Source organism: Kitasatospora sp. GP82 (genome assembly GCF_029892105.1).
Taxonomy (GTDB): Bacteria; Actinomycetota; Actinomycetes; order Streptomycetales; family Streptomycetaceae; genus Kitasatospora.
This window is the reverse complement of sequence record NZ_JARZAJ010000019.1, coordinates 88,374-111,634: the sequence shown is the minus strand read 5'-3', so window position 1 is coordinate 111,634 and position 23,261 is coordinate 88,374. Positions and strand designations below refer to the sequence as shown.

Below are 23,261 nucleotides of genomic sequence, written 5' to 3'. Positions count from 1 at the left end.
CTGCGAGGAGCCGCAAGTGACCGTCAAGGAACTGCTGCTGATCGGCCATGGCATGGTCGGACAGCGTTTCCTGGAAGCCCTGTTCGAACAGCCGGACAAGTGGCGCGTGACCGTGCTCACTGAAGAGCCACGCCCCGCCTACGACCGGGTGCACCTGACCTCCTGGTTCTCCGGCACCACCGCCGAGGAGCTCTCCCTCTGCCCGCCCGGCTTCCTCTCCGAGCACGGCATCGACCTGCGTCTGGGCGATCCGGCCACCGCGATCGACCGGGCGGCCCGCACGGTCACCACCCGCTCCGGCACCGAACTGCGCTACGACGCCCTGGTGCTGGCCACCGGCTCCTACCCGTTCGTGCCGCCGGTGCCGGGCCACGACAGCGCGGGCTGCCACGTCTACCGGACCATCGAGGACCTGGAGGCGATCAAATCCAGTGCCGGGTCGGCGCGTACGGGCGCGGTCGTCGGCGGCGGCCTGCTCGGCCTGGAGGCGGCCGGCGCGCTGCGCGCGATGGGCCTGGAGACCCACGTGGTCGAGTTCGCACCGCGGTTGATGGCACTTCAGGTGGACGACGGCGGCGGCGCGGTGCTGCGCCGCAAGATCGAGGACCTCGGAGTCCAGGTGCACACCGGCGCCGGCACCCAGCGGATCGAGGCGGGCGAGGACGGCAGCGTCCGCGCCATGGCGCTGTCCGACGGCTCGGAGCTCGCCGTCGACCTGGTGGTCTTCTCGGCGGGCGTGCGCCCCCGCGACCAGCTGGCCCGCGACTGCGGCCTGCCTGTGGGCGAGCGCGGCGGCATCGTGGTGGACGAGCACTGCCGCACGGAGGACGAGCACATCTGGGCGATCGGCGAGTGCGCGCTCGCGGTGGACGGCCGGGTCTACGGACTGGTAGCCCCCGGCTATGCGATGGCCGACACGGTGGCCCGCGAACTGACCGGCTCCAGCGCCGAGTTCACCGGAGCCGACACTTCCACCAAGCTCAAGCTGCTGGGCGTGGACGTGGCCAGCTTCGGCGACGCGATGGGCACCACCGAGGGTGCCCTGGAGGTGCTCTACGCCAACAGCCGGGCGGGGGTGTACAAGAAGCTGGTGGTCAGCTCGGACGGCCGGCTGCTCGGCGGCGTCCTGGTCGGTGATGCCGACTCCTACGCCACGCTCCGCCCGCTGGCCATCAGCAAGGCACAGCTTCCCGGGCCGGCCGAGCACCTGCTGGTCCCGGCCGACGCCGACACGCACGGCCCGCTGGTGCTGCCGGACGAGGCGGTGGTCTGCTCCTGCCACAACGTCACCAAGGGCACCATCACGGCGGCGGTCTCGGAGCAGGGCATGCGGACCGTCCCCGAGGTCAAGAAGTGCACCAAGGCCGGTACCGGCTGCGGCAGTTGCGTCAAGCTGCTGAGCTCGATCGTGGACGAGGAGCTGGCGGCCGGCGGGATCGAGGTGTCCCGCGGACTGTGCGAGCACTTCACCCACACCCGCGCGGAGCTCTACGAGATCGTCCGCGTCAAGGGCATCACGGGCTTCTCCCGGCTGATCGACGAGCACGGCACCGGCGAGGGCTGCGACATCTGCAAGCCGACCGTCGCCTCGATCCTGGCCAGCCTGGGCAACGGGCATGTGCTGGACGGCGAGCAGGCCGCACTGCAGGACACCAACGACCACTTCCTGGCCAACCTGCAGCGCAACGGCTCCTACTCGGTGGTACCGCGGATCCCCGGCGGCGAGATCACCGCCGGGGGCCTGATCACCATCGGCGAGATCGCCCGCGACTACGGCCTCTACACCAAGATCACCGGCGGTCAGCGGGTCGACCTGTTCGGCGCCACCGTGGACCAGCTGCCGGGGATCTGGCGTCGCCTGGTGGATGCCGGCTTCGAGTCCGGCCATGCGTACGGCAAGGCACTGCGCACCGTCAAGTCCTGTGTCGGGCAGGCCTGGTGCCGCTACGGCGTGCAGGACTCGGTGGCGCTGGCGATCGAACTGGAGCTGCGCTACCGGGGCCTGCGGGCGCCGCACAAACTCAAGTCCGCGGTCTCCGGCTGCGCGCGCGAGTGCGCCGAGGCGCAGAGCAAGGACTTCGGCGTGATCGCCACCGCCGAGGGCTGGAACCTCTACGTGGGCGGCAACGGCGGCATGACGCCGCGTCACGCCGACCTGCTGGCAACCGACCTGGACCACGAAACGCTGATCCGCACGATCGACCGGTTCCTGATGTTCTACATCCGCACCGCCGACCGCCTGGAGCGCACCGCGCCGTGGCTGGACCGCCTGGAGGGCGGCCTGGACCACCTGCGCGCGGTCGTCATGGACGACTCGCTCGGCATCTGCGCCGAACTGGACGAGCTGATGGCCCGCCACGTCGAGACCTACCAGGACGAGTGGGCGGCCACCCTGGCCGACCCCGAGCGGCTGCGCCGCTTCGTCTCCTTCGCCAACGCCCCGGGGACCCCCGACCCCACCGTGCGCTTCGTTCCGGAGCGCGACCAGATCCGCCCCGCCCGTCCCGACGAGGACGGCCGCGTCCTGATCAGCCCCAACCTGGAGGTGCGCAGCCGATGAACGCAGTACAGATCGACGACGGCCGGAACTGGACCCGGGTCTGCGAGTTCGACGACCTGATCCCCGGCCGAGGCGTGGCCGTCCTGCTCCCGGACGGCACCCAGGCGGCCGTCTTCCGCACCCGTACCGACGAGGTGTACGCGCTGGACAACCGTGACCCGTTCAGCGGCGCCTACGTCATGTCGCGCGGGCTGACCGGCAGTCGCGGCGACATCCCGGTGGTGGTCTCACCGATGCTCAAGCAGACCTTCGACCTGCGCACCGGGCGCTGCCTGGACGAGGAGAGCGCGCCGGACGGGTCCTCGGCTGACCTGCGGGTCCGGCCGGTCCGGGTCGCTTCGGACGACATGGCGGTGTGCTGATGACCGCTGTCGCCACCGCCGGACACGTCGCGCGCCGGATCGACGAGTGGCAGCCCGAGGACACCGACTTCTGGGAGCGGGCCGGCGCCCGAATCGCCCGGCGCAACCTGGTCTTCTCGGTGCTCTCCGAACACATCGGCTTCTCGGTCTGGAGCCTGTGGTCGGTGCTGGTGCTCTTCCTCGGGCCCGCGTACCACATCGACGCCGCAGGGAAGTTCACACTCACCGCGCTGCCCACCGCGCTCGGCGCGGTGCTGCGGATCCCGTACACCTTCGCGGTGGCCCGGTTCGGCGGACGCAACTGGACGGTCTTCAGCGCGCTGCTGCTGCTCGTGCCGACCGTGCTGGCCGGGATCGTGCTCAGGCCCGGGGTCTCGTACGGCACGCTGCTGCTGGTGGCCTCGGTGGCCGGGGTGGGCGGCGGCAACTTCGCCTCCTCGATGGCCAACATCAACGCCTTCTACCCGCAACGCCTCAAGGGCTGGGCCCTCGGCATCAACGCCGGCGGCGGCAACCTGGGCGTCCCGGTCGTGCAGCTGCTCGGACTGCTGGTGCTGGCCACCGCAGGCGCGGCCCACCCGCGGCTGCTGCCGCTGGTCTACCTGCCGCTCGTCATCCTGGCGGCGCTCGGCGCCGCGCTGCGGATGGACAACCTCGGTGCGCTCCGCAACGACCGGGGGGCGATGCGCGAGGTGGCCCGGGAGCCGCACACCTGGGTGATCTCGGCGCTCTACATCGGCACCTTCGGTTCGTTCATCGGCTTCGGCTTCGCCTTCGGGCAGGTCCTCCAGGTGCAGTTCCACCAGCAGTTCGACACTGCGGTGAAGGCCGCCTACCTGACCTTCCTCGGCCCGCTGCTCGGCTCGCTGATCCGCCCTCTCGGCGGGCTGCTGGCCGACCGGTTCGGCGGCGCCCGGGTGACCTGCTGGACCTTCGCCGCGATGGCAGCCGGCGCCGGCACGGTGTTGGAGGCCTCCCGGCTGCACTCGCTGGGCCTGTTCCTGGCCGGCTTCACCACGCTCTTCGTGCTCAGCGGCCTGGGCAACGGCTCGACCTACAAGATGATCCCGGCGATCTTCCGGGCCAAGGCACAGGCCGAGGTGGCCGCCGGCGCGGACCAGGCCCTTGCCGAGCAGCGCTCGCGCCGCCGCGCCTCGGCCCTGATCGGCCTGGCCGGCGCGATCGGCGCCTTCGGTGGCGTGCTGGTCAACATCGCCTTCCGCCAGTCCTTCCTCAGCTCGCACAACGGCGACGGCGCCTACCTCGCCTTCCTCGGCTACTACGGGTTCTGCCTGCTGCTGACCTGGGTCGTCTACCTGCGGGCGTCGCCTCGTCGGCCGGCCGGGGTGTGAGCCGACCCCGCTCAGTGGCCGCGCTACCACCAGTAGGCGGGGTAGCGGGTCGCGCGGGCGGGACGGCCCGCTACGACGCCGGCCGCGACCAGAACCACAGTCGCGGAGGTCAACAGCGCGAGGAGACGCAGCGGGGCGCGAGACTGCGGGACGACGATGAACGCGGTGGCCGCGGCCGGCGAGTACGGGGTCCTGGTGACCATCATTGCGCCCGCCGCGATGCCGCCGGCCAGCACGGCGGCCCAGGTGGAGCTGCCGCAGCCCGCCAGGACGAGGTAGCCGACGGCGGCCGAGAGCAGGTGGCCGCCGATCACGCTGCGTGGCTGCGCCAACGCAGTCCTCGGCCGGTCATAGCCAGCGCCCGGCCCCGGGCGTCGTCCCGGCCTGGCCGGCGGCACCAGTGTCCGCGGCGGCTGCCGGGCCCGCCGGTCAGTCCGTCGCCAACCGCTCACCGCAGCGGCTGCAGTAGGCGGGGGCGACTCCGTCGGGCACGGCGCCGCAGGCGGGGCAGATCCGGTGGAGCTGGCAGGCGGCCTCACCACCCTCCGCCACAGGCCCGATGTCTCGGGTGCCCTGGACGGCCAGGCCGGGACGGCGTCGATGGACGGTGAGACAGACCAGCCCCTCAGGTCCGGCACGCAGTCCGCGCCGGGCGGCGCGCGGCAGCCAGATCAGGGCGCCGACCTCGAGCGGCAGCGGCTGCGCTCCGCCGAGCAACGTCCCGCCGCCCGCGACGACGAGCAGGAGCACGTCCAGGTCGTTCTCCTGGTGCTCGTCCACAACGGCACCGGCCGGTACGCGGATCAGGTTGGCGTCGAGTTGCCGCGCGGGCTCGGTGAGCCGCCACAGTGCGCCACGTTCCTCCGGACCGGCCTCGGCGACGCGTTCGGCGAGGTCTGCCAGCAGGCGCGCCGTGCTGGTGAAGGGTGTCATCTCGGTCCTCGTCCCACGTTGTCGTGATCTCCTCGGGGTGTCGTCATTGTGCCCCGCGGCAGCCAGTCGGCGATCTTCGCCGTCCGTGAGCTGAACTTCCTGACACGCCCCACCGATCTCGGCACCGGAGGTGGCGACCAGACGTCCGACGACGTCCGGACGTGAGCATCCGGGGCAGTGCGGTGCACCGGAGGTGTCGTACGGGGAGAGCACCCGCAGACCGTGGCAGTGGTAGCAGACGCGCTCCAGAGCGCCGCTGCGGTGGTGGTGGTGGTGGACGGTGTAGTCGTCCAGCCACCGGTGGCCGCAGCGGGGGCAGGCCCGATGACGCCCTCCTCTCCCGGACCCTCAAGCCGATCTACACCGCGCCGACCGCGAAGGCCGCGGAGGACCGGTTCCTGGAGTTCCAGGAGGAGTGGGGCGTCAAGTACCCGGCGATCGTTCGGCTTTGGGAGAACGCCTGGGCCGAGTTCCTGCCGTTCCTGCAGTTCGACACGGAGATTCGCCGGGTCGTCTGCACGACCAACGCCATCGAGTCGGTCAACGCGCGCATACGCAAGGCCGTCCGCGCCCGCGGGCACTTCCCGAACGAGGCGGCGGCGCTGAAGTGCATCTACATGGCCGTCATGAGCCTGGACCCCACTGGTGCCGACCGCAAACGCTGGACCATGCGCTGGAAGCCCGCACTACAGGCCTTCGACATCGCCTTCGACGGCCGACTCTCCATCGGCCGCCGGTAACTCACACCACACGAGTTACACCGCTGGCTGGCTGTACAGACCCGGCGGGAACGCGAGTGAGCGGCTTCGAAGGGACTTCGGCGGCGAGCCGGGCCCCGGTTTCGGGCCCGGCCGCCGACGGGCGGGCCGTGTCTGACAGAGGCCCTGGCGAAGGATCCGTCAGAACCTCCGAGCGACCTGCTGGACAGGCACCGATCGCGAACCGGCCCGACCGGTCAGGCTGCGAAGACCTGGGTCCAGAGGTTGCCGGGCTGGGCACTGGCGATACCGGTCTGCGTCCAGCTGCACTTCAGGATGGCGGCCTTGTGGGGAGCACTGTTCATCCAACCGTCGAAGGTGGCCTGCGCGGTGGGGTAGCCGCTGGAGATGTTCTCCTCGGACGGGCTGTTGGGGCTGAAGCCCGTGCGTGCGATCCGAGCTCTCACATCGGATCCGTCAGAGCCCTGGTGCCCGAAGTAGCCCTTGGTGGCCATGTCCGTGCTGTGAGCCTGAGCAGCCTGGGCGAGTTGCCCGTTCTCGCTCAGCGCCGGGCAGCCGGCCTGGGCTCGTGCAGCGTTCTCCAGGGACAGGATCTCCCCGGCGGAGCCCTGCTGCACGAAGGTGGGTCCGGCAGGGGCGGCGCTCGCGCCGGCTGCACCGGCGAGTACCAGCAGAGGGAGCGCGCACGCGGCAGCGCACACGCCGCGTATCCGGTGATGAGTTGTGGCGCGCATGACATTTCCTTCGTTCATCCAGCGTGGGTGGACTTGGACGCGGAGTAGTTCAGCGCATGTGACGTGCGAAACGCGGGCCCGTGGGCCAGAAGGTATCGCTCGCCGCGATCCTGCGCTTCCGCGCTGTGTTGAGGAGGCCACGGGCGAGGCGGCGACTCCACGCGGGACTTGCCGTCGCGAAGACTCTGCCCCGTCCGGTGACCAGCCCTCGGCGGCAGGCCACAAGATACTGGCTGCCGCTGTTCTGAGCAGTGGTGAGGTTCAGGCCGCTGGGAGGCAGACATTCGGCGCCGCCGATGACACGGACGCCGACGTGGTCGTCGAGGCGCGAGTTCTGGGCACCTCCGCCGCGGCAGCGGGCAGCACGACCAGGAAGGCGGAGAGCGGCAGGCCGGGTACGGGGAGAGCGACTCTGCAGCGCATAAGCCTCGCCCTTCATGAGCTGCTTGCGACTTCAGTCTAATGCCCGAGGGCGCGGATCTCCTGGTCAAAGAGACGGCGCCCAGGGTGGACAGTTGCCGTGCCCAGGGGTGAACGTCTACCAGGGTGGGCCTGCCGTGCCTGAATGATTGCCAGCTACACGGTGCTTGTCACCGTGTGCGCGGGCAAGGCAGATGCCTCGGCGGGGCGGGTGGCTTCTGCAGGGACGGAGCCGAAGAAGACTCACCTCGGAATGCGAAGACGCGGTCGGGCCGACGGCCTGTCAGGCTGCGGGCGTCCGGGCATCATCGCGTCCCTTGGCCTTCGGGTGCCGCTGGGAGTCCTCCCGTGTATGGGCGAGCGGGCGAGGAGCACGCTCGCCGACTGGAAGACTGGGCTGCACAGCACGGCCGTGATGGCGGTGCTGTTTGTCGTCCTCGGGTCGAAGCTGGCCGGCGTCGGGATCACCGTTCTGATCCGACCTCGTGCTGCGACCGGCGGCCGTCGGAGCGGGAGCTGCCCCCGGGTAGAGGCGCCGCACTGCGGTGGAGGGGAAACCCCGCGCGTGAGACGGTGGACGGAAGAGACCTCCTTGGAGGTGGTTCTCATGGTGTCTCATGCTTCATCAGCGGCGGATGCGCGCGGGGCGCCCGCCGGGGGTTCTCATCACGCTCATGGCAGCGGCATGGTGGCCTTCGCCGCCGTCTTGCTGATCATCCTGGCGTTCTTCAACGGCCTCGACGCCATCGCCGCCATCCACCGGTCGCATGTCTTCGTCGCCGGGGCTCACATCGTCCTGGGCGACCTGCGAGCCTGGGGCTGGACCTTGCTGTCACTCGCGATCCTGCAGGCCGCGGCGGCTCTCGGCGTCCTGGTGGGCGGCCAGATCGGGCGCTGGTTCGGCGTGACCGTGCTGTCCGTCAACGCGTTCGCCCACATGTGGGTCGTGCCCGCGTACCCCTTCTGGTCACTGGTGATCATCGCGCTCGACATCGTGGCGATCTATGCACTGTGCGTCTACGGTGGCAGACCCGAGGAGGCGTAGACGCGCCTGCACCCGACCAGGACGAATCGAGCACCTCGAGAACTACCTGCGGGTGCCGGGAGAGGCCTACCCTCACGCCTGGATCGTCCACCTCACCCCGCTCAAGGACCCCGCAGGGCTGGTGCACGGTGTGCAGCCGGCCTCGCTCGACTTCTCCGAGCAGCACGCGACCGCGAACGCCTGGCAACCTGCCACGTCCGCCTGGAGCCCGCCCGGGGCCCGGCCGTTGTGCCGGCCCCGGGCGGGCGTGAATTCACCCCAGTAGGGCTGTCTCAGGAGAGCAGGCCGTTGTAGTCCGGCAGCTTGAAGGTCCGCTCGGCGTGACCGCCGCCCAGGTCGGTCCAGTTGTTGCCGATGCTGGCGATGATCGTGTAGCCCTGGCGCTCCACCTCGATCCGCTCATCCGTCTTGAACTGCTGCACCGGCTCGAAGAGATCGTGCAGGTCACGCCCGTACAGCCCGTCCACGGTGTAGCCCGCCTTGGCCAGGCTGATCCGAGTGGCCAGCTCGATGAAGTCCGGTCGCGCGGTGACGAAGATGAGCGCGACCCCGCGCGAGTGGGCGTACTGCGCCAGTTGCACGACCGGTGCGATGCCCGGCATCGCGAACGGGTGGAAGTGCGTCGCGAGGGTGGTGTTGTCGATGTCGAACACGATCGCGAGCTTCCGGTCCGTGGGCTCGGCCGTGCGCTGCTCGATGTACCCGCGGGCCGGCGCGATCGCGGTGCTCACGTCGGCCAGCCACTGCGCCTCGGTGACCGTGCTGCTGCTCGCCGCGACGGCGGCGGCCGCCGGGTGTGCCGGGGCCGCGACCGCGGGGGTGGCGAGACCGGCGGTGATCGCGGCCGTCAGGGCCGCAGCGGCAACGAGCTTTGCCTTGATGCTCATATCTGGGACTCGGCCTTTCGTCTGATGGATCGTCAGTCAGTTCGTCGGTGCGGCACTCGGGGTCGCGTTGCGGTACGAACCGGCCACGATGGGCCATTCGTTGTGGTAGATCTTCAACGGCAGGTCCTTCTCGAACAGCGGGGTGCCGAGGATGGCGATCCTCGCCATCACGGCCCCGTCCACGTCGAGCCCGCCGCTGCCGTCGATGCTCGGTCTGCCGCCGCTGCCGTCGACGCTGACCGAACCCTGCACCGCGGCTATCGGCGTCGGCAAGGTCCACCACAGGAAGGACCCGGGCGGCTTCCGGCAAGTCGAGGGGGATCACACGGGAGGTGGCCGAAGTCCGCCGTCGGCCGGGACTGCGAAGGCAAGTTGCCCTTCGAAGCCGCGTCTGGTGCCACAGGGGCGACACGAGGCGCAATCCACCAGGCGCCCCCTAAAACTAGAGCCAGTAGTTTTGCCTGGGCGAGAACGTACACTAATCCGCATTCACGGCCCAACACCGGGGGGTGACACAAGCAGCAGGCGAGAGGACGAACAGATGGGCAGGCCGTCACGGCCACTGCTGACCCGGGATGGGATCGTGCAAGCCGCTCTCGCACTGGTCGACGAGGAGGGCGCCACCGCGCTCTCGACCACCCGGATCGCGGCTCGACTGGGCGTCAAGGGCCCGTCGCTCTACAACTACGTCTCGGGCCGCGACGAGATCATCGACGGGATCTGCGATCTCATCGTCGCCGAGATGGAGCTCGACCCGAGCATCCGCCCGTGGACGGCCGCGCTGGACAGCTGGGCGCACTCCTACCGCGCCGCGTTCGCCGCCCACCCGAACATGGTGCCGCTACTGGTGACGCGGCCGACGCGGTCCGTCACGGCACTCCAGGGCTACGCCAACGCCTTCGCCGTGCTGCGCGAGGCCGGCTGGCCGGAGGAGCACCTGGTCCCAATCGTCCAGTGCATCGAGTACTTCCTCGCCGGCGCAGCCCTCGACTTCGGCATACCGCGCAAGGCGTCGCTGCCGACCGAGAACCTTCCGCCGGGCCTGGAGCCCCTCCTGAACGCCCCGCCCGACTTCAGCGAGCTGGCCTTCGAAACCGGCCTGTCCACCTTGATCCGCGGCTTCCAGGAAACCCTGAACAGCCTTCGGATCCGTCACGACGGCTGACGCACCGGCCACTTCGGCGCCATCGCGAGCGCGCCGGTCAGCAACGAGCCGAAACCCGAAACGGGCCGGGCAGCCCGGCTGTTGCCGACATCGCGGGCCGCATGCGCTTGATCAGATACGGCCAAGCCCGCGTGCACCCGGAGGCCGACGGCGACCAGCTGCTGGTCGACACCGGCTTCGGGCCGGACGCGACGGACCCGAGCCGGTGAGGGTCTCCCCGGAAGCGGGGCAGGATACGGGACCAACTGCCGAGAGCCACCCGAGCGCGTCCTGATCCGGCCAGCACCATCCTCTCCCGGCGCGACGCGAGTCCGAGGCCGTGTACGACGAGCACCGGCCCCCATGCACAACGAGCAGCGGCTCCCACCAGGCCCGTCGGATGTACCGCACCGCAGGGCGTACAACCCGACCGGCCGCAGGTCCGGATCGACTCGGCGGCACCCACTACGAGTACCGCCGTGCGACCTGACCAGGCCGGATGATCATTCGGCACCCACTTGATCCAGCAGGGAGAAGTCGGCCGATTAAATTCGTACTGATGTTCAGTGTCGTCCGATCTTGCTAACGTCTGGCACTGCTGATCGAGAGCGCTTATCCGGATTTGCGGAAACTGCCGCGATCCTTTCCCCTGCAGCCCTCTTCATTACCGATTCCTGCGCCTCGCGGCGTTCCGAAAAGGCACGAGGAGGAATGTGGCATGGCCATTCCTTCCTACTTTCCATGGGAGAGCCTTGATGACGACAGAAGCGGACACCGACTCCGCCCGGGAACGTATCCAGCTCAGCTTGAGTACCGCCGGCGCACGGAACCTGGCAACGACCACCAAGTCTGCTCCGCAGATGCGCGGCATCACCTCACGTTGGCTGCTGCGCCAGCTCCCGTGGGTGCAGGTGTCCGGCGGTACGTACCGGGTCAACCGCCGGCTCTCGCTGGCCGTCGGCCGGGGACGGGTCGGCTTCGTCCAGGCCGGGGCGGACGATGTGCGGATCATTCCCGAGACGCTGCGTGAAATTCCGGCATTACGGGGTTTCGGCGACGACGCTCTCCTTGCCGAATTGGCAGGTCGGTTCACTACGCGCGATTTCCGCAGCGGCGAGATCATCGCCGAGAAAGGCCGTCCCGTCGAGGAGGTCTTCATCGTCGCGCACGGCCGGATCGAGCGGATCAGCACCGGCAAGTACGGCGATGAGGGGAAAGCCCTGGGTGTCCTGGCCGACGGCGACCACCTGGGGGACGAAGCCCTGCTCCAGAGCGAGCCACGATGGACCGCCACCGTCAAGGCTGCCACCGCCGGAACCATGATGGTGCTCCCCTGGGGTTCCTTCCTCGAGCTGTTCAACCGCTCCGAAGACCTGCGCGAGCACATCGACAAGTTCCTCGCCAACAGTTCCCGGAAGGTCAATTCCAAGGGCGAGGTGGAAGTCGCGGTCGCCGCGGGCCACGAGGGCGAAGCCGAGATTCCCGGATCCTTCGTTGACTACGACCTGGCGCCCCGCGAATACGAGCTGTCGCTGACGCAGACGGTGCTCCGGATGCATTCACGAGTCGCCGACCTCTACAACGACCCGATGAACCAGCTGGAGCAGCAGCTCCGGCTGACGGTCGAGGAGATCCGCGAACGCCAGGAGTGGGAGCTGCTGAACAACCGGGAGTTCGGGCTGCTCCACAACGCCGACTACGACCAGCGGATCAACACCTGGTCCGGGCCGCCGACTCCGGACGACATGGACGACCTCCTGTCGATGCGTCGGGGTACCGACCTGTTCCTTGCCCATCCCAAGGCGATCTCGGCGTTCTTCCGCGAGTGCACCAAACGTGGCATCCACCCGGACAGCACCGACGTCGGGGGCCACCGGGTCCCAGCCTGGCGAGGTGTGCCGATCTTCCCGTGCGGCAAGATCCCCGTCACGGACGGGCACGTCTCCTCGATCGTCGCGGTGCGCACCGGTGAGCAGGACCAGGGCGTCATCGGGCTGCACCAGAGCGGCATCCCGGACGAGTACGAGCCCAGCCTGAACGTCCGCTTCATGGGCATCGACGACAAGGCGATCATGCGGTATCTGGTCACCGCCTACTACTCGGTGGCGATCCTGGTCCAGGACGCCGTCGGCATCCTGGAGAACGTCGACATCGCTGCCCCGCGGTCCTGACCCGACACCCCAGGAGAACCGATGGCAGCCTTCGAAACCGCCGCTGCGGCGGCTCGGCCGATCCCCACCGGCCCGACCGGACTGGGCACCTCGGCCGCACGTGTCGCCGAGATACTGCGGCCGCGCACCCCGGCGTCCGACCCTGCGACGCGCGGCCGCACCATCCCCGAGCTGCACTGCCCGCCCCACGTCCGCGACGACCCCGCCCTGGCCAACGAGGTCAACGACCGCCTCGTCCGCTGGGCCGATCAAGTAGGCATATACGCCGACCAGTTGGAGAAGTTCCGACGGGCCGACTACGGGCGGCTGCTGATGCTGACCCACCCCGACACCGACGATCCCGACCGGCTGCTGGCCGCGGCCCGCTGCATGGCGGCGGAGTTCGCCGTCGACGACTACTTCTGCGACGAGGCCGCCACCGGCGACCATCCGGAGCGACTCGGGCCGCAGTTGATGCTCGCCCAGTCGGCGATCGACCCGGCCAAACTGCCTCGCCGCCACCACGAGGCCTACGAACGCGCCATGCGCCGGCAGCCCGTGTGGAACGCGCTCCGCCGCTCGGTGGAGGACCTCTCCGCGTACGCCAGCGGGGCCCAGCTCAACCGGCTCCGGCAGGAGATCGCGGGTCTGTTCCTCGGGATGGACGCCGAAGCGGGGTGGCGTATCGGGGGCAGACCGCCGTCCGTGTGGGAGTACCTGGCGAACCGTCAGATGAACAGCTTCCTGCCGTGCATGGCCCTGGTCGACGCCATCGGCGGGTACGAACTCCCCGCCGGCGTCTACGGTCGCCCCGACGTACGGCGGGCGACCCTGCAGGCCGCACTCGCGTCCGTCCTGCTCAACGACATCTACTCGATGCACAAGGAAAGCAGCGCCCAAGGCATCGAATACAACCTGCCGACCGTGATCGCGGCGGAGGACGGCTGTTCCCTCGCCGAGGCGATCCAGCGGGCCGCCGACATCCACAACGAACTCATGCACTCCTTCGAAGCCTCCGCGGCCGCCCTCGGCCTCACCGGCGATCCGGTGCTGACCCGCTACCTGGGAGCCCTGTGGGCATGGCTCGGCGGCAACAAGGAGTGGCACGCCAGCAGTCCCCGTTACAACCAGACACAAGGATGACAGCAATGACTGTGCTCGATACCGCCACTCAGGTCCTGACCACCAAGTACCAGCGGTCCGTGGCCGATTACTGGAACAAGGAGAAGGACCCGGTCAACATGCGTCTCGGGGAGGTGGACGGCACGTACCACCACCACTACGGCATCGGCGACGTCGACTGGTCCGTGCTCGAAGGCGACGAAGGCACCCGCGAGGAGCGGATCGTCAAGGAGCTGCACCGGCTGGAGGGCAACCAGGCCGACTACCTCCTGAGCCAGCTCGGTGACCTCGGACCGGAGGACCGGATCCTGGACGCCGGCTCCGGCCGGGGCGGCACCAGCTTCATGGCCAACCTCCGGTTCGGCTGCCAGGTGGACGGCATCTCCATATCCGAGGAGCAGGTGAAGTTCGCCAACGACCAGGCCGAAGAGCGAGGGGTGGCCGGCAAGGTGGCCTTCCACTTCCGCAACATGCTCCACAACGACTTCCCCGACGCGGCGTTCCGGGCCATCTGGAACAACGAGAGCACCATGTACGTGGACCTGCACAAACTATTCGCGGAGCACTCCCGCGTCCTGCAACCCGGTGGCCGGTACGTCACGATCACCGGGTGCTACAACGACGTCCACGGCCGCCAGCCGTCCAGGGCCGTCAGCCAGATCGACGCGCACTACATCTGCGACATCCACCCCCGCAGCGACTACTTCGCGGCGATGTCGGCGAACGACCTGGTCCCGATCAGTGTGGTCGACCTGACCGCCGCCACCATCCCGTACTGGGAACTACGCGCGAAGGCAGCCGTGGCAAGCGGCATCGAGTCCGCGTTCCTCACCGCCTACAAGGAGGGCAGCTTCCACTATCTGATGATCGCAGCCGACAAGGTGTGAGACCCGGCTGCTGAGCTCCGACTGCTGACATCCGGCGGGGCGGCGGCCTGGGCTCCGGCTCGGGGCCGCCGCAGGACCTGAAGCGCTCTCACCCGGATGTGACAGGCTCCGAAGGAGCCGAGGCCGCCGGCCGGCGCGGAGATCGCTGCTCCTGCACGCGCTGCGCAAGTTCGAGAGGTTCTACAACGAGCACAGGCCGCACCAGGGCATCGCGAACGCCCGACCCCTCTGCGCCCTTCCCAAGCCAATCGACAACCCGGAGTGAATCCCTCGCCTCGACGTACGCCGAACCGACCGACCCGGCGGCCTCCTCCATGAATACGCACACGCCGCCTGACCTGCGGACGTCGATCCGTCCTGCTTCCCTGACAGCCGATCAACCCGTCCGGGCCGGTTCCGCACCGGCCTCGGGCAGCATACGCCCGAAGGCGGCCCGGACGTCGGCCGTCGTGCGGCCGGCTTCCTGGAGAGCCTGTGGGAAGTGGCGTGCCACGGCCTCGACCAGTCCCCGGATGTGATGGCGGTCGACATGCCGGGTGAGGGTGAAGCGCAGGCCCGACTTCTTGAGGGGAACGACGGGGAAGGACGACTGGTTCACATAGAACCCCTCGTCGAGAATGCGCCGCACCATGCTGTAACTCACCTCGGGCTCGCCGAGTGCGATGAAGTAGATCGGTGTCCGGGGGTCGGAGACGACGGGCAGGCCGGAGGCGACGAGGAGCTCGTTGCAGTACTCCCGGCGCTCCGCCAGTTCCGCCTGCAGGGCTTCGATGCGGTCGGAGAGATGGATCCGCGCCGAGGCGATCGCCGCACCCAGCATCGGGGGTGGCAGCGGGTGCGAGTACATCAGCGGTCCCCCGTTGATCTGGACCCTGCCGGACAGCTGCTCGGTGGGAAACACGGCGACGCCGCCGATGGTCCCGAAACCCTTGGCGAGTGTCGTGATGAGCACCACGCGCTCGCTCAGGCGTCGGCCGAGCTTCTCGAAGACGTAGCCCGCACCGTGCCGCCCGTACCAGCTCATGCCATGCGCATCGTCGACGTAGAGGTGCAGCGAGGGGTACGCCTCCATCAGCCGGGCGAGGTCCTCGATCGGCGCGACGTCACCGAACATCGAGTACACGCCGTCGATCAGGTACCAGACCCTCTCGCCGGTGGCCTGCGAGCGCCGGAGCCTCCGCTCGAGCGCGTCCAGGTCGCCGTGCCGCACCATCGCGAGCTGAACCCCCTGCTGCCGCACGAGTTGGGCGGCCGTCTGGACACTGAAGTGGACTTGCTGGTCCAGCACGGCGCTGTCGCCGGCCTCGAGCAGCGCCGGCAGCACGGAGATGTGGCACAGCGACGTCGAGGAGTACACGAGCACGGGGTGATCTGCGTAGATCTCCCGTAGCAGTGCCTCGAGTTCGAGGTTCAGGCCGGAAGCCACGTACGACCGTGAGACCGAGAACTGAACGCCGAAGCGCTCGATCGCGTCAACGGCTCCACGCCCGATCCGCTCGTCCTGTTCGAGGGAGAGATAACCGCAGGTACCGAAGTTGACCAGATCCCTGCCCCCGATCCGCAGGTAGGTGCCCGGTGGCGCGTCGAGCCCCGTCGTCAGATGGCTGGTGCCCTGCCTCATCGCCTCGGCGATCAGCCTCTCGGCGGTGTCGGCAGAACTCTGGTACGGCACAGTGGCCATGGCGGCTTCCCCTCAGACCATAAGTCGGTCGGACTATGGGACAAACGCCGTACGTCCGCGGAGGTTACGCGGAGTCGAGCTGCCGGCGGAGCTCTCCCTCCTGCCACCGCCGAATACGCCCACCCGCCTCCCCGCAACGCCGCACGGTCGACTCCCAGGGCTGTGGTGGCCTTTTCAGTGCGGCCACCCGGCAGATCGGTTCCATTCCCCGGTTGGCCGTCAGTTGTCGGCCACTCTGACCGCGATCAGGCAGGTGTCGTCGTCGGTGTCCGCTGTGGACCGGTCGAGCAGGTGGTCGAGGAAGCGGTCGAGGTCCTCGGAGGGCTGTCCGAGGTCGTCCACCAGCTGGTGCAGTGAGTCCTCGACGGACCGGTCCCGGCGTTCGATCAATCCGTCGGTGTACAGCAGCAGGACATCACCGGGCTCCAGACGGAGACTGTCCTCCTCATAGTGGGAGTCGGGATCGGCACCGATCAGCACGCCGTGCGGCATCGGCAGCAGCCTGGCCTGGCCGGCCCGGACCAGCAGCGGCGGCAGGTGGCCGGCCCTGGCCCAGCACAGTTCTCGGCTGTCCGGGTCGTAGCGAGCGCAGATGGCGGTGGCGGTGGCAGGGTCGGTGAGCTCGCCTGCTGCAAGGTTGAGCCAGGCGAGCAGCCGGGCCGGGCCGGCACCGGTCACCGCGAGACCGCGCAGGGCGTTGCGCAGCGAGACCATGCCGGTGGCGGCTTCCACGCCGTGCCCCGCCATGTCGCCCACGACCAGCAGAGCGGTGCGGTCGGGCAACAGCACCGCGTCGTACCAGTCGCCCCCGACGCGCTCCTCCTGGGCGGCGGGCCGGTAGCGCACCGCGACGCTGAGTCCGGCGACGTCCAGCGGCGGTGGTTCGGGCGGCATGATGGCCTGCTGGAGGCGGAGTGCGAGCCGGTGCCGTTCGGCGGCCTGCTGTTCGGTGTCCGCGAGCCGCTCGCGGGTCGCGGCGAGCGCGATCTCCGTCCAGTGGTGGGCGGAGACGTCCTGGTACGCGCCGCGAACGGCGACCAGCCGCCCGTTGGTGTCGATGACCGGCTCAGCGACCACCCGGATGTACCGGGGTGTCAGGCCGCTGGGCCGGATCAGCCGGAAGGCCGCGGAGGCCTCCTTCCGCTGCCGCAGGACGCTGCGGACCAGCCGTCTGACGGCCTGCTCGTCGTCCGGGTGGACGTGGGCGGGGAGAGCGGCGAAGGGTGTGGGGGCGGCATCCGCCGGGAGGCCGTGCAACTCGCGGAGCCGCGCGTTCCAGCGGATGGTGCCGGTGACCAGGTCCTCCTCGAAACCGCCCAGGCGGGCCAGCCGTTGGGCGTTCTCCAGCAGCATGGCCTGCCAGGCGTCGGATTCCTCGGAGCGCCAGCAGAGGATCAGCTTGCTGTCGAAGCGGGCGGCGGCGATTTCCAGCGCGGTCGGCTGTGGCAGGTCACCGACCAGAAAGGTGAGCCGAAGCTTCTCGCCCCGGATCGCCTCACCGGTGGAGTGGACGCGCCGCAGTCGCTCCAGCAGTCCGTCGGCGCAGGCGAGGGGGTAGGCCTCGATCAGGGTGCGGCCCTCCAGGCTGTGCGCGGGCCGGCCGACGGGGTCGAGGAACCGGCTGTTCACGCGCAGGATCCGGAAGTCGGCAACCACGTCTTCCGACCCGAGGAGGGGTTCGAGTAGCACCGCCGGGTCCAGAACGGCATCGAGGACCGATACGGGTGATGGCGAGGTGCCCTCGGTTTCCCGGCCGGGCAGGTCGGGCAGGCTGAGCGCGCAGATCTCGGCGAGTGCGCGGAGCTGACGGCGTGCGGAGCCGGGCAGTTCGGCAGGGCGGTCGGGCCAGGCCAGTTCCAGCACGCCGAGCAGGCGGGCACGGCGACGGATCGGGAGAGCCGCCCGCCAGGGGGCGTCCGCCTGTCCGAGGCTGGGGTCTGAGCTGTCGCGGGGCCCGAATTCCTCGCCCGACCGGGCGACGTGCTGGGCTGGGGTGGGGACGCCCGGCGGAATGTGGCGCCAGGCGCTGCGCTGCGCTGCGGAGAAGCCTGCCGCACCCGCGAGGGCCAGCCCCCCTCCCGGTTCCACGGCCCAGATCAGCACGCCGGTCGCGCCGAACAGGTTCCCGGCCTGGTCGAGCACTGCGTCGGCGGCAGTCTGGGCGTCGTTCATCGGCTGGGCGTCGTTGCTCAGTTGAGCGGCGGTGGACTCGGGGCGGAAGCCGGGCGGTCCGGGCCCCGCGGGGACGCGTGTCTCGGCCGACTCGCCGACGATCTCCGTGGCGAACTCCGCCGCACCGACGTGGGCCTGCCCGGCGAGGGTGAGGAGCTGCGCGGCGGCGTCGGCGGGCGGGCAGCCGAGGCGTTCCGCCAGCATGCCGGTGGCGATGTCGAGCAGTGGTCGGGCGGCCAGGACGGAACGGAGTCGGGTCAGTTCGTCCTGGAGCCTCTGGACCGCGGCGGCGAGCTCTCTCGCGCCCGGGGATTCGGCAGGGGTCATCGGCGTTTCCGTTCGCGGCCGTCACCGGTCCAGCCATCGCCGGATCCGGCTGATCAGGTACTCGGTGTCGACGGGTTTGGTGACATGGTCGTTGGCGCCTGCGGCGATGCTTTTGGCGCGGTCGCCGGGCATCGCCTTGGCGGTCACCGCGATGATCGGGATCGCCGAGAACTCGGCCATGTCCCGGATCGCCGCCATCGCGGCGTAGCCGTCGAGTTCGGGCATCATGAGGTCCATCAGAATCAGGCTGGTGTCCGGGTTGGCGCGCAGCAGTTCCAGGCCGCGCCGACCGCTTCCGGCGTGCAGGACCCGCATGCCATGCAATTCCAGGAAGCCGGTGATGGCGTAGACGGTACGGGAGTCGTCGTCGACGACGAGGACGGTCCGGCCGGCCAGCGGGCCGTCGGCGGTGGCGGGCGGCACGAGCCGGTCGGAGTCCGCGTGCCGTTCGGTGCCGACCGCCTGGACGATCCGTTCGCGCAGCTCGTCCAGTCCCGGTACGACGTCGAGCCGCTCGGTGTGGAACGCGCGGGCCTGCTCACCGGGCCCGCTGAGGTAGCCGAGCACGGGGACGTCCAGGCCGCGGTCCTCCAGGGCGGCCAGCAGCCGACGCGCGCCGTCGTCGGGCAGGGCGAGGTCCAGGACCAGGCAGCGGAACCTGCCCGCCTCAAGAGCGGTGAGGGCTTCGTCCACCTCGCCGATGCTGCGGACGCGGGTGGCGTCGCGGCCGGCCGTGCCGCTCTCGGCGAGCAGGCTGAGCAGCCCGGGTGGGTCGGCCTCGACGACCAGCAACCCGAGTGGTTCGGGCCGCTCCGGGGCGGGGGGCTTCGTCTCCTGCGGGCCTGCGCCCACGGGCAGGTGCAGGGTGAAGCAGCTGCCCTCGCCGACGGTGCTGCGGGTGGTGATGACACCGCCGAGCAGATGTGCGAGCTCACGGCTGATGGAAAGCCCGAGGCCGGTCCCCCCGTGGGTGCGGCCCGTGGTTCCGTCCGCCTGCTGGAAGGCACCGAAGATGGATTCGAGGTGCTGCTCGGCGATGCCGATGCCGGTGTCGGCAACCCGGAAGGCCAGGACTCCGGCCGTTCCGTGCAGCTCCTCGGGAAGTTCGTCCGCAGCGGTGGGCTCGATCCGCAGTTCCACCCGGCCGCGGTCGGTGAACTTGACCGCGTTGGAGAGCAGATTGCGCAGGACCTGCCGCAGCCTGGCCTGGTCGGTGACCAGTTCCTCCGGAACCTCGGGTCCGGTGATCACCTCGAACTCCAGGTTCTTCTGCCCTGCCAGCGGGCGGAAGGTGGACCGGACGTACTCCAGCAGTTCGCTCAGCGGGAAGTGTTCGACGGTGATGTCCATCTTGCCCGCTTCGACCTTCGACAGGTCGAGGATGTCATTGATCAGCTGCAGCAGGTCCGAGCCGGCCGAGCGGATCACCTCCGCGTACTCGACCTGTTTGGACGTCAGATTGCCCGCCGGGTTCTGGGCGAGCAGTTGGGCGAGGATCAGCAGACTGTTGAGCGGGGTGCGCAGCTCGTGACTCATGTTCGCCAGGAACTCGGACTTGTACATCGAAGCTCGGGTCAACTGCTGGGCCCTGGCCTCCAGTTCGTGGCGGGCGTGCTCGATCTCCAGGTTCTTCGCCTCGATGTCCCGGTTCTGCGCGGCCAACAGGTCGGCCTTGTCCTCCAGTTCGGCGTTAGAACGGCGCAACTCCTCCTGCCCTCTCTGCAACTCCTCGGAGCGGGCGCGCAGTTCGGCGGTGAGCCGCTGGGACTCCTCCAGCAGTTCGTCGGTGCGGGCATTGGCGAGCAGAGTGCTGAGGTTGGCGCCGACCGCCTCGGCGAAGCGCTCCAGGAAGTCACGGTGCAGCTGGGAGAACGAGTGCAGTGCGGCCAGCTCGACCACGCCGAGCAGCTGGTCCTCGACCACGATCGGCAGCACGATCAGCTCGCGGGGGGCAGCGTGGCCGAGGCTGGAGGAGATCGTGGCGTAGCCGGACGGAAGGTCCTGGACCGTGATGATGCGGCGGCTACGAGCGGCCTGGCCGACCAGCGACTGCCCGAGTCCGATCCGTTCGGGTCCGGTGACGTTCGAGCGGCCGTAGGAAGTGATCAGGACGAGCTCGGTGCCGTCGGCGCTCTCCTCGGCGAGGTAGAAGGCTCCGTACTGGGCCCAGAGCAGCGGGGTGAGCTCGTCCATGATCAGTTCGGCCACGGCGGCGAGTTCGCGGTGGCCCTGGATCAGGCCGGTGAGGCGGGCCAGGTTGGTCTTCAGCCAGTCTTGTTCCTGGTTGGCCCGGGTGGTCTCGCGCAGCGACTCCACCATGGCGTTGATGTTGTCCTTGAGGTCGGCGACCTCACCGGAGGCGTCGACGGTGATGGAGCGGGTGAGGTCGCCCTCGGCGACGGCGCTGGTCACCTCGGCGATGGCGCGCACCTGTCGGGTGAGGTTCCCGGCCAGCTCGTTGACGTTCTCGGTCAATCGCTTCCAGGTGCCGGAGACGCCCTCGACCTCGGCCTGGCCGCCGAGCCGGCCCTGGCTGCCGACCTCGCGGGCGACGCGGGTGACCTCGGCTGCGAACGAGGACAGCTGGTCGACCATGGTGTTGATGGTCGTCTTGAGCGCCAGGATCTCGCCGCGTGCGTCGACGTCGATCTTGCGGGTCAGATCGCCCTGCGCGACAGCGGTGGTGACCTGGGCGATGTTGCGGACCTGGTTGGTGAGGTTGTTCGCCATCGAGTTGACGTTGTCCGTCAGGTCCTTCCAGGTGCCGGCCACGTTCGGGACGCGGGCCTGGCCGCCCAGCATGCCCTCGGTGCCCACCTCTCGGGCGACCCGGGTGACCTCGTCGGCGAACGCGGAGAGGGTGTCCACCATGGTGTTGATCGCCCCGGCCAGGGCGGCGACCTCTCCCTTGGTCTCGACGGTGATCTTCTGCGAGAGGTCGCCCCTGGCCACCGCGGTGACCACCTGGGAGATGGACCGGACCTGACTGGTCAGGTTGGACGCCATCACGTTGACGTTGTCGGTGAGGTCCTTCCAGGTGCCCGAGACACCTCGTACGGTGGCCTGACCGCCCAGATTTCCCTCGGTACCGACCTCGCGGGCGACCCGGGTCACCTCGCCGGCGAAGGCTGACAGCTGGTCGACCATCGTGTTGATGGTGCTCTTCAGGGTGAGGATCTCGCCGCGTGCGTCGACCTCGATCTTCTGCGTCAGATCGCCCTCGGCGACCGCCGTCGCGACCTGGGCGATCGAGCGGACCTCCGCAGTGAGGTTGCCCGCCATGAAGTTCACCGAGTCAGTGAGATCGCGCCAGGTCCCGGAGACGCCCTCGACCTCGGCCTGGCCGCCGAGCCGGCCCTCGGTGCCCACCTCGCGCGCCACCCGGGTCACCTCGCCGGCGAAGGCGGACAGCTGGTCCACCATCGTGTTGACGGTGTTCTTCAGCTCCAGGATCTCGCCTTGGGCGTCGACCTCGATCTTCTGCGTCAGATCGCCCTTGGCGACCGCCGTGGTGACCTGGGCGATGTTGCGGACCTGCGCAGTGAGGTTGCCCGCCATCGCGTTGACCGAGTCGGTCAGGTCCCGCCAGGTTCCGGAGGCTTGCGGTACCTCGGCCTGGCCGCCGAGCCGGCCCTCGGTACCGACCTCGCGCGCCACCCGGGTCACCTCGGAGTTCAGCCGGGACAACTGGTCGGCCATGTCGTTGAAGACAATGGCGATCTCACCGAGCAGCCCCGGGCGCTGCGGCAAGCGGATGCCGAAGTCTCCGCCGCGCACAGCGGTCAGTCCGGTCAGGAGTTGCCGCAGGCCGGCCTCGGACAGGGCCTGCGGACCGCGGCCCGACCCTCGAACGGCGACTGGCTTGGAGCGCTCGTTCATCCTCGGGCCTCGGGTGACCTCGCTGCATCGGCGCACCGCTCCCCGTGGCTCGACCACCACGGTCTCCGGTTCTGCCGGAGGTTGAGAGCGGTCGAGTCGCAGAATCCGAGGCCCGAGCAGTCGGTCACCACCTGGCCCGGAGGCGTCGGCAGCGCCGCCTCGAGGGCCTCGGCCAGTGGAGCGGCGCTGTCGTGATCGAGTTCGCCCTCGGGCCGGAGCACGGTCCCGCCTGCCCACAGCCGAATCGAGACGGTGAGCTGGTCCGCGTTTGCAGTGTCCGGATCCATCGGCTGCGCTCCTCCCGTCGGGGTTCACGCTCTTCCACGATAGAGCGGCGACCCGCCTGCACGCACAGACGGCATCGCGTCGCAGCCAACCCCTCGGACGCCCCGCCGAGAGCGACCTTCCAAGGATCGAATGCCATGGTGAGCGCAGGGTGATCGCACGAATTACCTGCTCACCGCAGCTACGCGTACGGGTCGCGCATCCGGTCGGGCCAGCCTCGCTGTTCGATCGCCTGGTCGAGGGCGTACCAGGCCTCGCGGGTGCTCTGCACCCGGCGCTCCGTGTTCTGGGCAGCTGGTCGTACGCGCGCAGAACCGCACCCACCGCAGCGTGTCCCGCTCCGGGGTCCGGGCGGAGCCGCCGACCTCGGCGAGGACGTCGTGGTAGCGATAGGTGTTGCGGGCCCGGCCGAGTCACTCCTCGATGCTGGAGAACTCCGGTGCCATGCCGGCTCCATCGCTTCTGGCTTCCCGGGAAGGCGCCGTGCGGCCAGGCAGCAAGGAGAGTGGACCGGCCTGCCTCTCCACGGAGTTCGCGGGTTTGGGCGATCTGCGTGCCGTAGGTGCTGATCGTCCACGAGTTGCCCAGCCGGAGGGGAGCAC

At 69.5% G+C, this 23,261-nt stretch carries 17 protein-coding genes and 1 pseudogene; 9 read left to right on the top strand and 9 right to left on the bottom strand.

The annotated features are described in order from the left end of the window. The first annotated feature begins 16 nt into the window (after window positions 1-16). The 3 genes from nirB to P3T39_RS21525 are packed head-to-tail and all read left to right on the top strand — an operon-like array spanning window position 17 to window position 4,274. Complete coding sequence (gene nirB / locus P3T39_RS21535; protein ID WP_280700100.1) at window positions 17-2,560, top strand: nitrite reductase large subunit NirB; 2,544 nt, start codon at window positions 17-19, stop codon at window positions 2,558-2,560. Continuing rightward, complete coding sequence (gene nirD, locus P3T39_RS21530; RefSeq protein WP_280700099.1) at window positions 2,557-2,922, top strand: nitrite reductase small subunit NirD; 366 nt, start codon at window positions 2,557-2,559, stop codon at window positions 2,920-2,922. Before nirB ends, nirD begins: the two co-directional genes overlap by 4 nt. Continuing rightward, on the top strand, window positions 2,922-4,274 hold the full coding sequence (locus P3T39_RS21525; RefSeq protein WP_280700098.1) for a nitrate/nitrite transporter: 1,353 nt from the start codon (window positions 2,922-2,924) through the stop codon (window positions 4,272-4,274). The genes nirD and P3T39_RS21525 overlap by 1 nt, the downstream gene beginning before the upstream one ends. Before the next feature lie 23 nt (window positions 4,275-4,297). Here the strand turns inward: P3T39_RS21525 and P3T39_RS21520 are convergent, their stop codons facing one another. Then, complete coding sequence (locus P3T39_RS21520) at window positions 4,298-4,672, bottom strand: HPP family protein (protein WP_348534367.1); 375 nt, start codon at window positions 4,670-4,672, stop codon at window positions 4,298-4,300. A gap of 31 nt (window positions 4,673-4,703) precedes the next feature. After that, window positions 4,704-5,207, bottom strand: coding sequence for a hypothetical protein (locus P3T39_RS21515; RefSeq protein WP_280700096.1), 504 nt, complete (start codon window positions 5,205-5,207; stop codon window positions 4,704-4,706). Window positions 5,208-5,542: 335 nt separating this feature from the next. On the opposite strand from P3T39_RS21515, the pseudogene P3T39_RS21510 reads away from it, so the two are divergent. Next, window positions 5,543-5,947, top strand: a pseudogene (locus P3T39_RS21510) (transposase); the annotation flags it as partial. Between the two features lie 215 nt (window positions 5,948-6,162). Here P3T39_RS21510 and P3T39_RS21505 read toward each other — a convergent pair. Then, complete coding sequence (locus tag P3T39_RS21505; protein ID WP_280700095.1) at window positions 6,163-6,660, bottom strand: CAP domain-containing protein; 498 nt, start codon at window positions 6,658-6,660, stop codon at window positions 6,163-6,165. A gap of 1,105 nt (window positions 6,661-7,765) precedes the next feature. On the opposite strand from P3T39_RS21505, the gene P3T39_RS21500 reads away from it, so the two are divergent. Further along, a complete protein-coding gene (locus P3T39_RS21500) occupies window positions 7,766-8,125 on the top strand; it encodes a hypothetical protein (RefSeq protein ID WP_280700094.1) in 360 nt (119 codons plus the stop codon). Window positions 8,126-8,397: 272 nt separating this feature from the next. On the opposite strand, the gene P3T39_RS21495 is transcribed toward P3T39_RS21500, so the two are convergent. Further along, window positions 8,398-9,012 carry an HAD family acid phosphatase gene (locus P3T39_RS21495; protein ID WP_280700093.1) on the bottom strand — a complete coding sequence of 205 codons (615 nt, stop codon included), beginning with the start codon at window positions 9,010-9,012 and terminating at the stop codon, window positions 8,398-8,400. A 36-nt stretch (window positions 9,013-9,048) separates the two neighbouring features. Continuing rightward, complete coding sequence (locus P3T39_RS21490) at window positions 9,049-9,285, bottom strand: hypothetical protein (RefSeq protein WP_280700092.1); 237 nt, start codon at window positions 9,283-9,285, stop codon at window positions 9,049-9,051. 310 nt (window positions 9,286-9,595) lie between these two features. Between P3T39_RS21490 and P3T39_RS21485 the strand changes: the two genes are divergently transcribed. The 4 genes from P3T39_RS21485 (at window position 9,596) to P3T39_RS21470 (ending at window position 14,315) form a co-directional block, all read left to right on the top strand. Continuing rightward, entirely contained in the window at window positions 9,596-10,177 is a 582-nt protein-coding gene (locus tag P3T39_RS21485) for a TetR/AcrR family transcriptional regulator C-terminal domain-containing protein (RefSeq protein ID WP_280700091.1), read from the top strand. 734 nt (window positions 10,178-10,911) lie between these two features. Beyond that, window positions 10,912-12,327 (top strand): family 2B encapsulin nanocompartment shell protein, encoded by a 1,416-nt coding sequence (locus tag P3T39_RS21480; protein ID WP_280700090.1) that lies wholly within the window; start codon window positions 10,912-10,914, stop codon window positions 12,325-12,327. A gap of 21 nt (window positions 12,328-12,348) precedes the next feature. Then, entirely contained in the window at window positions 12,349-13,449 is a 1,101-nt protein-coding gene (locus tag P3T39_RS21475; protein ID WP_280700089.1) for a family 2 encapsulin nanocompartment cargo protein terpene cyclase, read from the top strand. A 5-nt stretch (window positions 13,450-13,454) separates the two neighbouring features. Next, entirely contained in the window at window positions 13,455-14,315 is an 861-nt protein-coding gene (locus P3T39_RS21470) for a geranyl diphosphate 2-C-methyltransferase (RefSeq protein WP_280700088.1), read from the top strand. 376 nt (window positions 14,316-14,691) lie between these two features. Here the strand turns inward: P3T39_RS21470 and P3T39_RS21460 are convergent, their stop codons facing one another. From P3T39_RS21460 to P3T39_RS21445, 4 genes are all read right to left on the bottom strand, one after another. Next, a complete protein-coding gene (locus P3T39_RS21460; RefSeq protein WP_280700087.1) occupies window positions 14,692-15,996 on the bottom strand; it encodes an aminotransferase class I/II-fold pyridoxal phosphate-dependent enzyme in 1,305 nt (434 codons plus the stop codon). 219 nt (window positions 15,997-16,215) lie between these two features. After that, window positions 16,216-18,495: a SpoIIE family protein phosphatase gene (locus P3T39_RS21455; RefSeq protein WP_280700086.1), complete on the bottom strand. Its 2,280-nt coding sequence runs from the start codon at window positions 18,493-18,495 to the stop codon at window positions 16,216-16,218. Between the two features lie 21 nt (window positions 18,496-18,516). Continuing rightward, window positions 18,517-22,374 (bottom strand): HAMP domain-containing protein, encoded by a 3,858-nt coding sequence (locus tag P3T39_RS21450; RefSeq protein WP_280700085.1) that lies wholly within the window; start codon window positions 22,372-22,374, stop codon window positions 18,517-18,519. Further along, on the bottom strand, window positions 22,371-22,661 hold the full coding sequence (locus P3T39_RS21445; protein WP_280700084.1) for an STAS domain-containing protein: 291 nt from the start codon (window positions 22,659-22,661) through the stop codon (window positions 22,371-22,373). Before P3T39_RS21445 ends, P3T39_RS21450 begins: the two co-directional genes overlap by 4 nt. Between the last annotated feature and the right edge of the window lie 600 nt (window positions 22,662-23,261).

What these genes read in the sequence shown, in the direction of transcription:
- P3T39_RS21470 (WP_280700088.1), top strand. Translation starts at nt 13,455, where the DNA reads ATGACTGTGCTCGATACCGCCACTCAGGTCCTGACCACCAAGTACCAG.
- P3T39_RS21460 (WP_280700087.1), bottom strand. Translation starts at nt 15,996, where the DNA reads ATGGCCACTGTGCCGTACCAGAGTTCTGCCGACACCGCCGAGAGGCTG.
- P3T39_RS21515 (WP_280700096.1), bottom strand. Translation starts at nt 5,207, where the DNA reads ATGACACCCTTCACCAGCACGGCGCGCCTGCTGGCAGACCTCGCCGAA.
- P3T39_RS21445 (WP_280700084.1), bottom strand. Translation starts at nt 22,661, where the DNA reads ATGGATCCGGACACTGCAAACGCGGACCAGCTCACCGTCTCGATTCGG.
- P3T39_RS21480 (WP_280700090.1), top strand. Translation starts at nt 10,912, where the DNA reads ATGACGACAGAAGCGGACACCGACTCCGCCCGGGAACGTATCCAGCTC.
- P3T39_RS21475 (WP_280700089.1), top strand. Translation starts at nt 12,349, where the DNA reads ATGGCAGCCTTCGAAACCGCCGCTGCGGCGGCTCGGCCGATCCCCACC.
- P3T39_RS21505 (WP_280700095.1), bottom strand. Translation starts at nt 6,660, where the DNA reads ATGCGCGCCACAACTCATCACCGGATACGCGGCGTGTGCGCTGCCGCG.
- nirD (WP_280700099.1), top strand. Translation starts at nt 2,557, where the DNA reads ATGAACGCAGTACAGATCGACGACGGCCGGAACTGGACCCGGGTCTGC.
- P3T39_RS21500 (WP_280700094.1), top strand. Translation starts at nt 7,766, where the DNA reads ATGGTGGCCTTCGCCGCCGTCTTGCTGATCATCCTGGCGTTCTTCAAC.
- P3T39_RS21450 (WP_280700085.1), bottom strand. Translation starts at nt 22,374, where the DNA reads ATGAACGAGCGCTCCAAGCCAGTCGCCGTTCGAGGGTCGGGCCGCGGT.
- P3T39_RS21525 (WP_280700098.1), top strand. Translation starts at nt 2,922, where the DNA reads ATGACCGCTGTCGCCACCGCCGGACACGTCGCGCGCCGGATCGACGAG.
- P3T39_RS21495 (WP_280700093.1), bottom strand. Translation starts at nt 9,012, where the DNA reads ATGAGCATCAAGGCAAAGCTCGTTGCCGCTGCGGCCCTGACGGCCGCG.
- P3T39_RS21455 (WP_280700086.1), bottom strand. Translation starts at nt 18,495, where the DNA reads ATGACCCCTGCCGAATCCCCGGGCGCGAGAGAGCTCGCCGCCGCGGTC.